9 protein-coding genes are annotated in these 13,252 nt (G+C 66.8%); 6 read left to right on the plus strand and 3 right to left on the minus strand.

Annotation, left to right across the window (positions count from 1 at the left end; translation table 11 throughout):
* On the minus strand, nt 1-1,224 hold a 1,224-nt coding region (locus tag ABGB08_RS31675; protein ID WP_347597565.1), incomplete at its 3' end, for an endo-1,4-beta-xylanase.
* Nucleotides 1,225-2,019: 795 nt separating this feature from the next.
* On the opposite strand from ABGB08_RS31675, the gene ABGB08_RS31680 reads away from it, so the two are divergent.
* Nucleotides 2,020-3,339 (plus strand): PHB depolymerase family esterase, encoded by a 1,320-nt coding sequence (locus ABGB08_RS31680; protein ID WP_347597568.1) that lies wholly within the window; start codon nt 2,020-2,022, stop codon nt 3,337-3,339.
* 311 nt (nt 3,340-3,650) lie between these two features.
* Here the strand turns inward: ABGB08_RS31680 and ABGB08_RS31685 are convergent, their stop codons facing one another.
* Nucleotides 3,651-5,084 (minus strand): arabinofuranosidase catalytic domain-containing protein, encoded by a 1,434-nt coding sequence (locus ABGB08_RS31685; protein ID WP_347597571.1) that lies wholly within the window; start codon nt 5,082-5,084, stop codon nt 3,651-3,653.
* A gap of 285 nt (nt 5,085-5,369) precedes the next feature.
* Nucleotides 5,370-6,149 carry a FadR/GntR family transcriptional regulator gene (locus ABGB08_RS31690; RefSeq protein WP_347597574.1) on the minus strand — a complete coding sequence of 260 codons (780 nt, stop codon included), beginning with the start codon at nt 6,147-6,149 and terminating at the stop codon, nt 5,370-5,372.
* 433 nt (nt 6,150-6,582) lie between these two features.
* On the opposite strand from ABGB08_RS31690, the gene ABGB08_RS31695 reads away from it, so the two are divergent.
* The 5 genes from ABGB08_RS31695 (at nt 6,583) to ABGB08_RS31715 (ending at nt 13,231) form a co-directional block, all read left to right on the plus strand.
* Complete coding sequence (locus tag ABGB08_RS31695) at nt 6,583-8,967, plus strand: RICIN domain-containing protein (RefSeq protein ID WP_347597577.1); 2,385 nt, start codon at nt 6,583-6,585, stop codon at nt 8,965-8,967.
* 142 nt (nt 8,968-9,109) lie between these two features.
* Complete coding sequence (locus tag ABGB08_RS31700) at nt 9,110-9,871, plus strand: FCD domain-containing protein (protein ID WP_347597580.1); 762 nt, start codon at nt 9,110-9,112, stop codon at nt 9,869-9,871.
* A 279-nt stretch (nt 9,872-10,150) separates the two neighbouring features.
* Complete coding sequence (locus tag ABGB08_RS31705) at nt 10,151-11,425, plus strand: extracellular solute-binding protein (RefSeq protein ID WP_347597583.1); 1,275 nt, start codon at nt 10,151-10,153, stop codon at nt 11,423-11,425.
* 28 nt (nt 11,426-11,453) lie between these two features.
* On the plus strand, nt 11,454-12,404 hold the full coding sequence (locus ABGB08_RS31710; protein WP_347597586.1) for a sugar ABC transporter permease: 951 nt from the start codon (nt 11,454-11,456) through the stop codon (nt 12,402-12,404).
* Nucleotides 12,404-13,231 (plus strand): carbohydrate ABC transporter permease, encoded by an 828-nt coding sequence (locus ABGB08_RS31715; RefSeq protein WP_347597589.1) that lies wholly within the window; start codon nt 12,404-12,406, stop codon nt 13,229-13,231. The genes ABGB08_RS31710 and ABGB08_RS31715 overlap by 1 nt, the downstream gene beginning before the upstream one ends.
* The last annotated feature ends 21 nt before the right edge of the window (nt 13,232-13,252 follow it).

The raw sequence follows: 13,252 nt of genomic DNA on the forward strand, positions 1-13,252 counted from the left end.
GGTGGTGGCCCACTGCTGGTTGCCGCCGCTGTGGCAGTCCCACAACTGGACCCGGGTGCCATCGGTCGTGCTGGAGTTCGGCACATCCACACAGCGACCGGAGGCCACACCCCTGATCTGCCCCCCACTCCCACCAGTCGGCGTCGGAGTCGGAGTGATCGTCGGCGTAGGGCTGGGGTTCGGGCTCACGGCGTTGAGGGCGTTAAGGACGGAATTGTACGCCGCCTTCTTGTTGCCGTTGCCGTCGAACAGCAGCGGGCTGGCGCCCGAGCCGAGCCAGGAGTCGCTGTCGCGGACGCCCCACACGGTGATGCCGGTGCAGCGGGCCACGGCCAGGCAGTCGTTGGTCACCGCGGCGTAGGTGGAAGCCGAGCCGCCCTGGATGTCCAGCTCGGTGATCTGCACGTCCACCCCGAGGGCGGCGAAGCTGGAGATCGTGGTGCGGTAGTTGCTGTTGTACGGGCTGTTGCTGTTGAAGTGCGACTGCAGGCCGACACAGTCGATCGGCACGCCGCGCTGCTTGAAGTCGCGGACCATGGTATAGACGGCCTGGGTCTTGGCCCAGGTCCAGTTGTCGATGTTGTAGTCGTTGTAGCAGAGCTTGGCCGCCGGGTCGGCGGTCCTGGCCGTACGGAAGGCGACCTCGATCCAGTCGTTGCCGGTCCGCTGGAGGTTCGAGTCACGCCGGTTGCCGCCGTTGCCGTCGGCGAAGGCCTCGTTGACCACGTCCCAGGCGTAGATCCTGCCCCGGTAGTGAGCCATCACGCCGTTGATGTGGTCGATCATCGCCTGGCGCAGCGTGCTGCCGGACAGGGACTGCATCCAGCCCGGCTGCTGGGAGTGCCACGCCAGCGTGTGGCCGCGTACCCGCTTGCCGTTCTGCACGGCCCAGTTGAAGACGCGGTCACCGTTGGTGAAGTTGAACTGGCCCCGGTTCGGCTCGGTGGCGTCGATCTTCATCTCGTTCTCGGCCGTCACCATGTCGAACTCACGGTTGGCGATCGTGGTGTACGCCGAATCGCCGAGCTTGCCCGCGGCGATGGCGGTGCCGAAGTACCGGCCGCTCTGCTGAGCCGCCGCACCGAGGGTGCTGGCCGCAGCGTCGGCGGGAACCGACACTGCCATGGTCATGCCCAGTACGCCGAGGGTGCCGACGACCAGGGTCCGGCGCAGGCCGCTGAAAGGCCGCCGGGGTCCGGGCGGGGGTAAGGCGTTTGTGCCCATACTTGTTCAGCCTCCATAGCTGACAGGGAAGGGGAAGGAACGCGGGACTACTCCGCGAGATCGACGCCGCGTTCCATCGCCGGAACGCACACCACGGGGGCGTCGCGGAGACGGATCCCTTGCCGCGCGCCACCGGTCCTGGCGGGCAAGCCGTCTCGGGGACTCAGTGTGGAAACATCCCCGAAATGTGTCAAGGCTTTCAAAAAACTTTCGGCCGCGTCACCCGCTTCGTACGCCTACCGTTGGCCTCAACAGCGATCCGCTCATGTGAAAGTTTCGGACCTTCTCGCGAGAGTTCGGAAGCGTCGATGAAACGTTCATCGCGCCGCGTTCACTCCTTATGCGGCCCTCCTCCGATAACACCAGATGGGCTCGCACTCCGGCCCCACAGGGTCGCACAAGACGCCCGGCGGCCCTTGACGGCACCCACTTCCCTCGTATTTGCTCCGCCCCACCACCACGTCCAACCAGCCGACGGAGAGGGCGTTCAACCAGTCGAGTGAATGTTTGCGCTAACACGTCGCATTTCCGCCCAAGGGCTGGGCCGGCGGCCAAAGCGCGCGACCTGGATGGACACCACATCCACCTGCGGCGCAGCGCGTGTGGCCTCAGACGGGACAGCTGAGCAGCTGAAATTGAGCGCCGCAATATCAGAAACTTCGCCAATCGGTGGGCGTAAGCAGCAGGGCGTTACCGATAACAACTTCGCCGATTGCACGATCGTGGGCCGCGGCGTGCCTGACGTGGCCGTGCCGGGCGACCTGATCAGGCATAACCGAAGAAAGGGCAGAACAAATGAGACGGCACACCAGAAACCTCGTCGGCGTCGGCGCTGCGAGCGTGGTCACAGCCGCGGTCACGGCCCTGGCCATGTTCGCGGTGCCCGCGCCCCAGGCATCGGCGGCGACTCTGACGCAGGTGGCCGACTTCGGCTCCAACCCCGGCAACATCCAGATGTACCTCTACGTCCCGGACAACGTGTCCGCCCGCCCGGGCATCCTGGTGGCCATGCACGGCTGCAACGGCACGGCCCGCGCCTTCTACCAGGGCACCGAGTTCGCGTCGTTGGCCGACCGGTACGGCTTCATCGTCATCTACCCGCAGGGCAACAAGAGCACCAACGGCCTGTCGAACTGCTTCGACGTGTGGTCGGACGCCGCCTTACGCCGCGGTGGCGGCGGCGACCCGGCGTCGATCGTCTCCATGGTCTCCTACGTGCAGCAACGCCACAACGGCGACCCGCAGCGGGTGTTCGCCACGGGCTTCTCGTCGGGTGCGATGGAGACCAACAACCTGCTCGCCGTGTACCCGGACGTGTTCAAGGCCGGCGCGCCCTTCGCGGGTGTGCCCTACGGCTGCTTCGGGCCCGCCGGGTGCGGCGACAAGACGCCACAGCAGTGGGGCGACCTGGTCCGCAACGCCTATCCCGGCTACACCGGCCCCCGGCCGCGGGTGACAGCCTGGCACGGCACCGCCGACGACGTCCTCAATTACAGCATGCTGCAGGAGGAGGTCGACCAATGGACCAATGTGTGGGGAATCAGCCAGTCCCCCATCTCCACCAGCAGCCCGCAGTCCGGTTGGACCAAACGGGTCTTCGGCTCCGGCCAGGTCGAGGCGTACACCATCAGCGGGGCCGGCCACGACCTGCCGCGGCCCGGCATGGCGGCGTACGCGATCCGCTTCTTCGGCCTGGACGGGAGCGGCCCTTCCACGACCCCCACCCCGACGACCACGCCGACTGGGGGGCAGATCAGGGGTGTGGCCTCCGGTCGCTGTGTGGATGTGCCGAACTCCAGCACGACCGATGGCACCCGGGTCCAGTTGTGGGACTGCCACAGCGGCGGCAACCAGCAGTGGGCCACCACCTCCGCGCAGGAGTTGCGGGTCTACGGCAACAAGTGCCTGGACGCCGCCGGGACCGGTAACGGGGCCGCGGTGCAGATCTACTCCTGCTGGGGCGGCAACAACCAGAAATGGCGTATCAACTCCGACGGGACCATCGTCGGGGTGCAGTCGGGACTGTGCCTGGACGCCGCCGGCTCCGGCAACGGCGCCCAGCTGCAGCTGTACTCCTGCTGGGGCGGCAGCAACCAGCGATGGAACCGCACCTGACCACCCACGCCGATCACGACCAGACCCTGAGACCTTGACCGCTCCCTCTCAGGGCTTGAACCCCTGATCGGCGCCACCCGCGGGGCGAGAACCCGGCGGAAGCCGGACCCACCCCGCCTGTTGACCTCCCCTTCCCGGTGAGGACGCCTCCGGTGCGGCAGACCCCGCCGCACCGGAGGCGATCAGCGTCCGGACCCGGCACGCACAGTTTGGCTGACGTCGGGCCCTGCCTTGCCGCTCCACGCCGGCTCGTCGATGACGAGCCGGCCTGGAGCACGGGTGGGAGTCAAGCCGTCGCCGACGTCCTGGCGTCAGCGGTAGCCGGCGGCGATGACGTCGGCCTGGACGGCGTTCTCGGTGGCGTCGGTGGGGTAGCCGGCGACCATGGCTCCTTCGTAGAAGGTGCCCGCGCTGAGGTTGGCGCCTCCGTCGGGCTTGCAGCAGTCGCCGCCGCTGCCCAAGATGATGGCCCCCTGCTTCTTCATCGGGCTGTATCCGTTGGGGAGCGCGCCGTCGTACAGGGTGTACAGGCTGCCGGACTGGGCGTTGCTGCCCTTGATCGCGAATCGGGTCGTGCCGTTGTTCTTCAGCGTGGCGGTGACGAACTTGTGGGGGAAGGCCCGCTGGTTGGGGTTCCACGCCTGGCTGCCGCCGGGGAACAGACCCCATTCCAGGTCGGCCTGCACCCAGGGACCGGTCCCTGAGCAGCCGCCGAACCAGCACTGGGTGCTGAAGTTGATGGCGTCCATGGCGCCGGCGGCGTCGGCCTTCCGGGTGGTCTCGCTGTTGCCGTAGTCGAAGCAGCAGCCGTTGTTGACGTGGGTGCCGCTGGTCACCATGTACATGCCCTCGGGTGCGCTGCCCGTCGGGACACCGGTCAGGTGGCCGTCCCGCCAGTAGCTGTTGCCGGGGTTGATGTAGAGGGAGTAGGCCTTGCCGCCGCCGACCGTGAGCGACTCGGTGGTCGCGACCGCGGGCCTGCTTTGGGGGGAGCCGGGGACCACGCTGGATCCCTGGTACCACAGGTCGTTGGCGCGCCCGGACTGGTCGTAGACCACCGTGATGACGCAGGTGGTGCCGGCGCAGAACGAGTCCTGCGCCGCGGCGTTGGCGACGCCGCCCGCCGTCAGGACGCCGATGTTCCGGGTCGTGTTGTCGGATGACCGCCTGACCTGGTACAGGTTGCCGCTGTACGCGCCATAGAGCGCCCGCGTGGTGCTGTGCGCGGCCACGCAGGGCGTGCCGCCGGAGGCGTAGATGTCGCACGGGCGCGCGCCGGTCGGCGTCGGGCTGGGCTGGGTTCCGGTGGTCCATTTCTGGTTGGTGCCGCCGTGGCAGGTCCAGATCTGCACCCTGCTGCCGTTGGCGGTGCCGGCGCCGGACACGTCCAGGCACTTGCCGGCCCCGATGGCGGTGATGCTGCCGTCGGCGTTGAACCGCCACTTCTGGTTGTTCTGACCGTTGCAGTCCCAGATGATCACGCTGGCGCCGTCGGCGGTGCCGCCGCCGGACACGTCCAGGCACTTGTTGCCGTACACCCGCAACTCACTCGCGCTGGTGGAGGTCCACTGCTGGTTGGCCTGCCCGTTGCAGTCCCAGATCTGCGCCAGCGCGCCGTTGGCCTGGGAGACGCCGTTGACGTCCAGGCATCGCCCCGACGCCGTGCCCACCAGTGGCGTGGTGGCCGCCGAGGCCGGCGCCCACCAGGTCAGGGCGGTCGCCAGAAGGGTCGTCAGCACCGTCATGACAGCCGCGACGACGGTCGTACGTGAGCGCCGCCCACGCGGCGTACGGCCCGATAAGGGACCGGATGAAGACTGCATTCGTCGTACTCCTTGGGGGGTAGGCGTGGCGAAGACACGCGGGAGACGGAAGCGTGCGGGTCCATCTGAGCGGTCAGAAAGAGGGTCCAAGAGCCGCTCGGATACCAGTCGCCGTCATGAATGCGAATCGATTCGCCAGCACACGGGGTTTACGCAGAGCGATGACGGCGGCGTACACCGAAGCACATATGACGGGCGGACCGCCTGTCAAGACCGGAATCGAATCGGTTCGGATGCCTCGGACGGCGAAGCCGGTCGGGAGAAGAGGCGCTGCTGGATCTCCCTGCGGTAGTCGTCGAGGGTGTTGTCGATGTGCGTGGCGGCGGCTTGGGCGGCCGCTTCGGGGTCGCCGGCGCGGATGGCCTGGAAGATGGCCTCATGCTCCTCGACGGCCTTGGCGGCGTGTCCGCCCACCGAGCCCCGCATTCCGATGAGGCTCGACTGGGCCTGCAGCCGCCGGGCCTCCCGCACGGCGACCTCGAGGAACATGTTGTGCGCGGCCGTGGCGATGGCGGTGTGGAAGGCGTCGTCGCCCTCGTTGAACAGGTCCTCTCGTCCGGTCTCGAAGCCATGGCGGCACAGGCCGGCCGCTTCCTCGATGGCCCTCAGCTCCGCGGGAGTCGCGCGGCGGGCGGCCAGCCTGCTGGTCTCCGTCTCCTGCGCCCGGCGGAACTCGAAGAGCATGTAGACGTGGTCCAGGTCGGTCGGGAGGAAGAAGGACGCTCGGCGTCCGGTGCCCAGCATCCCCTCGTCGTCGGCCACGTACAGGCCGCGGCCCTTCTGGGCGCGCACCCGGCCGAGCGCGGAGAGAATCTTGACCGCTTCGCGCACGACGGTACGGCTGGTGCCCAACTGCCTGGCCAGCTCGTTCTCGGTCGGCATGCGGTCCCCCGGACGCAGGCGCAGCCGGACGATCAACTCCAGCAGCTGCTCCGCGGCCACCTCGTAGCCGGGCCGGTATCCGCTTTCACGTGGGGTGTGGATCACCGCGCCTCCTCCTCCCCGCCTCGGTAAGAGTATGACTGATCGAGCCCGCCTTCCCCGGTTGAACAGATGCTCTTCAATCAGTACGACACATTTGAACGATTCAAGCGGAACGACCATCATCGGTTGATCACTGACAGGCATAGCCGCTGGTAGGCGTATCGATGTTGCTAACCGCGATCAGAGCATCGATGTGCGCGTTCTGAAATAAGTGGGCTTAAGGTCTTGACGGGCGTCAGCGCTCCGAACGTAATTGGTACCGGAACCCCGGAGGCCTGCTCCTTCCACACCCTTCCCGGCCGGATCACATGGGCGCCGCACAGGCGTCCGCCGTCGTACCCCTGGTTCGACGACGGCCTCCTCCTCAGGAGGGCACACCTGTCTGAGGAGGAGGGCGTGACCTGACCCGCACCCCCCATCCCCCAAAGGAACCACCGTGCAACCATCTCCGCCCGTCACGGCGCTCAGACCGGTCCTGACCGGCATCGTCGCCACGGCCCTGGCCGCGGCGTTCGCCCTCGTCGCCCCGGCCGCCCCCGCCCTCGCGGCCACCACGACCCTGTACGCGTCGCCGTCCGGCACCGGCACCGCCTGCACCTCCGCCCAGCCGTGCTCGCTGCCCGCGGCGCAGACGGCGGTGCGATCGCTGAACGGCGCCATGTCCGGTGACATCGTCGTGCAACTGGCCGACGGGGTGTACCGGCTCGCCGCGCCGCTCCGGCTGACCGCCGCCGACTCCGGAAACAACGGCTACACCGTCACATGGCAGGCCGCTCCCTCGGCCCGCCCGGTGATCAGCGGAGCCCGGGCGGTCACCGGCTGGTCCCTGGCCGACTCCGCCAAGAACATCTGGCGGGCCAGCGTCGGTTCCGGAATCGACACCCGGCAGCTGTACGTCAACGGCGCCCTCGCGACACGCGCCCGCACCCAGGTCAACCGGGCCGACTTCACCGCCAGCGGCACCGGGATGAGATTCAGCAACAGCGCCCTGAACTATCTGAACAACCTGGCCAACCAGAACCGCGTCGAGATGGAGAGCGTCGGCTCCTTCACCGACCGGTACTCGCCGGTGCAGAACATCAGCGGCAACCTGATCACGATGCAGCAGCCGGCCTGGAACAACAACAACTTCGGCTACGACACCTTCACCCAGCCGCACCGCGCCGGTCCGCTCTATCTGACCAACGCCTACGAGTTCCTGGACTCGCCGGGCGAGTGGTACATCAACCCCGGCACCGGCGTGCTCTCCTACATCCCGCTCGCGGGGCAGAACATGAGCACCGTCGGCGTGGAACTGCCCGTCCTGCAGTCCCTGGTGAACATCGGCGGCACCTACGACGCGCCGGCGCACCACATCACCTTCACCGGCATCACCTTCACCGGCACGACCTGGCTCGGCGCCAGCGGCAACCAGGGCTACGTCGACCAGCAGACCGGCGCCTACATCGCGGGCAACTGGAACTGGCCCGGCTTCTCCTCCTGCCACAACGGCTGCACGCAGTTCGAGGCCGCCCGGCCGAACTGGTATCAGATGCCCGCCGCCGTGCAGATCTCCGCCGCCGGCAACATCGCCGTCACCGACTCCCAGTTCGTCAACCTGGGGCAGACCGCCGTGGGCATCGGCAACGACGCCAACGCCCACGCCAGCGGTGTCGGCCTCGGCGCCAGGGACATCACCATCACCCGATCCGAGATCGCCCGCAGCTCCGCCGGCGGCGTCGTGGTCGGGGGCGTGCGCGCCGACGCCCACCACCCCTCCGACCAGCGGATGATCAACCGCGACATCACCATCAGCAACAACCGCATCCACGACCTCGGCCTGGACCACCGGGGCATCGTCTCGGTCCTGACCACCTACGTCACCACCTCCGACGTGTCCCACAACGAGGTCTACAACCTGCCCTACACCGGCATGTCGATCGGATACGGCTGGGGTGCCAACGACACGGGCGGCAACACCCAGTACGCCAATCGCGGCCTGTACAACTACCAGCCGCGCTACACCACGCCCACCACCGCCTCCGGCAACCGGCTGGTCGGCAACTACGTCCACGACGTCATGCAGCAGATGAACGACGGCGGCTGCATCTACACGCTGTCATGGAACCCGAACGCGGTGATCAGCGGCAACTACTGCCTGCGCACCAACGGGTACTTCGGCGTCTACTTCGACGAGGGCTCGAAGTACTACACCGTCACCGGCAACGTCTTCTCCAACACCGGCACCTGGGCCACCGCCAACTACTGGGGCGGCGAGAACATGGGCAACTGGACCGTCACCGGCAACTGGACCAGCAACAGCTCCACGAACGTGACCAACGGCGACCGCGGCAACGTCGTCAACAACAACGTCACGGTGAGCAACGGCAACTGGCCGGCGGGCGCCCAGGCCGTGATGGCCGCGGCCGGACCCCGGAGCGGCACTCCGTCGCAGACGGTGGAGATCGTCGGAACCCAGTCCGGCCGCTGCCTCGACGTGAGCAACAGCAGCACCGCCAACGGAGCCGCGGTACACCTCTGGGACTGTCACGGCGGGACGAACCAGCGGTGGACGCAGACGTCCTCCAAGCAGCTGACGGTGTACGGGAACAAGTGCCTGGACGCCTACGGCCAAGGAACCGCCAACGGAACCCAGGTGGTGATATGGGACTGCAACGGTCAGGCGAACCAGCAGTGGAACGTCAATGCCAACGGCACCATCAGCGGAGTGCAGTCCGGGCTGTGCCTGGACCTGCCCAACAACGCCACAGCCAACGGCACCCGGCCGCAACTCTGGACCTGCCACGCCGGCGCCAACCAGCGCTGGAGCCTGCGTAGTTGATCCCGCACGACTGAGGTATCGGACGGCCGGGCGCACGGTGCCCGGCCCTCCCAACCGTTCCGCTGCGCCATTCGACGCTCGGATCGGGGACGTCCCTCGTCAAGCCCTGGATGCGGTGGTGATCGGCCGTACCCTTGAGGTTGTGGCAGAGGGAACAGGCAGGGCGACCGAATCTCCGCGTACGACGACGTACCGGCCAGGTTACGAGGTGGCGGCTGAGCAAGTGCTGGCCTTGATCACGCAGATGGGCCTGCGGCCCGGTGACCGAATGCCCACGGAACAGGAACTGGCCCAGCAGCTGGGCACGAGCAGAACCGTAGTGCGCGAAGCGGTCAAGATACTCTCCGCGCTCGGCCGCGTACGCGCCCACAAGGGTCGCGGTCTCTTCGTGGCCGACGACGAGGGGATGCTCGGAGCCGGACGCTGGGCGCCGTTCTTTCTCCCCACGGACCTGGACCATGTCTACATGCTCTTCGAGTTTCGCCGGACTCAGGAGATGGAGACCAGCCGCCTGGCCGCGCGCCGGGCCACACCCGCGGAACTGGGCGAGATCGAGAAAGCCGCCGGCGTCTGCCGATACGGGTTCGACAACGGACGCGAGGATCTGTTCAACGAGGGCGACGACGCCTTCCACACCGCCATCGCCACCGCCTCGCACAATATGTTTCTCCAGGCCGCGGTAAGGGAGGCCCGCCGGCTTCAGGCCCAGTCCAACCTCATCGGGCTGTGCGGCTCGATAGGCGGGCACGCGGCCAAGGCGGTCGACGAGCACGACGCCATCTACCAGGCGATACGAATCGGCGACGCCGAGGCCGCGGCCCAGGCCGCGGCGCTGCACATCGACAACACTCTGGACGACTACCGCAGAGAGATCCAGCAGCGCATCTTCTCACCGGCCGACTGATTCTCTGCGGCGCAAGACCGAACCAGTTCCTCAGGACGTTTGCCCCGATTCTGCGGAAGCGGTGGGTTCACCCAACACCTGACTACTCAATGCAGTCCATGTAGCACATTTCGTGAGCACATCGCCACCGCCGTCCGATCTCCCTCAGCGGAACCGCCGCGCGCCACGTTTCGTCGTAAGAATGTGTCTGACATATTGACGTAACACGTCATACGAATTACGTTCCTTTCCAATACGGACGGCCGGGCCAGCCGGTCGCCACCTGGAGAGTGAATAGCAATGAAGCAGCGAACCCTGTGGTCGGTCGTCATGGTCCTGGGGCTGGGCCTGGCGGGCTGCGGCAGCGCCACGCGACCAGCATCCTCACCAGCGGAGCCCGTCAAGGCCACCAAGCTCGTGGTGTGGGACTGGAAGTCCGGTGACGCCTCCGCCGCCTCCTACATCCAGAAGGCGAAGGCCGACTTCGCCAAGAAGCATCCGGACGTCACGGTCGAATTCGTGGCCCAGCCCTTCGAGCAGTACTACACGCTGTTAGGCGCGGCCATCCAGTCCAGCACCGGACCCGATGTCATGCTCTTCAACGGAGGCGGCCAGATCCGCGACCGCGTCGACTCCCTCCTCCCCCTCGACCAGTACGTGACCGAAGACAAACAGCGGCTGGCCGGCTGGGAGGCCTTCAGCAAGGACGGCAAAATCTACGCCGCGCCGGTCACGCTGCAGGGCCACCCGATCTACTACAACAAGACGCTGTACGAGAAGGCGGGACTGGACCCCGCCAACCCCGCCAAGACGTGGGACGAGTTCGTCGGCAACTGCGCCACCATCAAGAAGGCGACCGGCGCCACGTGTTTCGCCCTCGGCAACAAGGAGGGCATCGGCATCCAATTCTTCCTGTCGGGTCTCGGCTCGGGCATCTTGACGCCCAGCGAGTACGACGACTGGATCGCCGGCAAACGCGACTGGACCTCTCCCGGGGTGAAGAAGGTCTTCGAGTTGTGGAAGGAGAGCAACGACTCCGGCCTGAACAACGAAGGGGCCAACTCGACCGCCATGTTCAACGACTCCTTCTCGGTCTTCGACGCCGGTAAGGCGGCCCACATCATCGGGCTGATGTCCGACATCGGGCACTGGAAGGACTTCAGCGAGTTCCTGGGGGCGGACAAGGTCGGCGTCATGGCCGCCCCGGTGGCCACCACCGGCACCACCCCGAGCCTGCCCTACGACGGCGGTATCGGTTACGCGGTGGCCAAGTGGACCAAGGACCCGAAGCTCGCCTCCGATCTGGTGCGGTCCCTGACGGCGACCGACCCCCTCGCATCCTTCTACGCCGATGCCGGCGCGATCGCCTCCGACACCACGATCGACGTGTCGCAGGGGCCCGTGGCCGTCGGCACGATCGTGTCGCAGCTCAAGTCGGGCAAGCCGGCGCTGCATGTGGCGTTGTCCTCGAAGACCATAGACCTCATGGGACGGCTGTCCCAGAAGCTCCTGAGCGGGTCGGCGAGCGTCGACGAGGTGGTGGAGCAGCTGGCTGCCTCGGACCGGGCGAGCTGATCCCGTGCCGCTCAGAAGCTCTGCTCCGTTGGTTCGCTCGGCTGACTCCGGGCAGACCAACGGAGCAGGAACAAGCCGGGCCCACCGTAAAGCCGACTCCCGGCCGCGCTCCCGCACGGTACGCGCCGAACGTCTCGCTCCCTACATTCTGCTGGCGCCTTCCGTCCTGATCATCGTCGCATTGCGACTGTGGCCGCTTCTGCTGGGCGTCAACTTCTCCTTCACCGGCGACGGGAAGGACAACGGGACGGCGGTCGGCTGGGCCAACTACCTGGAACTGTTCGAGGATCCGTTGTTCCGCGGCGCGCTGGGCAACGTCGGATTGCTGGTACTTCTCCTGCCCGTGGCGGTCGCCGTCCCTGGGCTACTCGCGACGTTCATCTATCTGCGCGTACCCGGGCACCGTGTCTATCGCAGTGTCTACTTCTTCCCCGCGGTGCTCTCCCCCGTCATCGTCGGAGCGATCTTCAACCTGATGCTCGCCTTCGACGGCCCCCTGAACGCAGTCCTCGCGGCGATCGGCCTCGGCCCCGTGGACTGGCTGGGCGATCCGGGCGTGGCCAAGTTCACCGTGGTCGGCGTGCATATCTGGGCCACCTTCGGGATGGCGCTGGTGGTGTTCCTCGCCGGGTTCGCCAGCCTGAACCCCTCGCTCCTGGACGCTGCCAGGGTCGACGGCGCCTCGCTGCGGCAGAGCATCTGGCATGTGATCATCCCGAGCCTGACCCGGACGATTCAGTTCGTCTTCGTGACAACGATGATCGGGATGCTGACGTCGATGTTCGGCTTGCTGTACGTGATGACCAGCGGCGGCCCGGAGGGCTCCACGTACCTGCCGGAGTACTACATCTGGATCCAGCAGGGTCAGATGAACCGCCCCGCACTCGCCTCGGCGGCCTCGACAGTCCTGTTTCTCATCATGCTCGTGGTGGGGCTGCTGCAGATCAGCGTGCTCCGTCGCGCCGGAAGGGAAGACTGATGTCCGGCAGGCGCCTGAGCAGATGGGTGGCCGCGGTCCCGATGGCCGTCCTCGCGCTGGCCACGATCTATCCCCTCGTGTTCACGGCCAATGTCGCCATGAAGACCCGGCGTGAATACATCCTCGACCGCTTCTCACTGACGAGCTCGCTTCATTGGGACAACCTCGCCACAGCGTGGAACAGCGTCGGCATGGCCCGGTACTTCGTCAACTCGCTCTTCGTGGTGACGGTCTCGGTGATCGCTCTGCTGCTCCTCGGATCGATGGCGGGCTTCGCGTTGAGCCAGTTGCGCTTCCGCGGCTCCAAGGCGCTCTTCCTGGGTTGCCTCGCGGCGCTGTTCATCCCCTTCCAGGTGATCATGGTGCCGCTCGCGCGCGTCATGGCCGACAGCGGCCTCATCGACACCTATCCCGGCCTGATCCTCGCCTATGTCGCCCAGTTCCTGCCGTTCACCATCTTCCTGATGACCAGCTACTACAAGACCATTCCGGCGGAGATCGTCGATGCGGCCAGGATTGACGGAAACACGATCTACGGCGTCTACCGGCGGGTCATGCTGCCGATGGGCACTCCCGCACTGTTGTCGGTCGGCATCCTCAACGCCTTGTTCTGCTGGAACGACGTGCTCATCTCTCTGCTGATGATGCCGTCGGCCGACCACCGCACCCTCATGGTCGGCGTCACCTCGCTGCGCGGCCAGTACTCCGACGACATCCCCACCTTCGCCTCGGGCGTCCTGATCGCCGCCGTACCCGTTCTGCTGACCTATCTCTTCCTCCAGCGCCAGATCGCCGACGGTGTCACCGCCGGTTCCACGAAAGGCTGACATGCGGATCTCGGGGTATCG

This window comes from Acrocarpospora sp. B8E8, assembly GCF_039871605.1.
In the GTDB taxonomy this organism is placed as follows: Bacteria; Actinomycetota; Actinomycetes; order Streptosporangiales; family Streptosporangiaceae; genus Acrocarpospora; species Acrocarpospora macrocephala.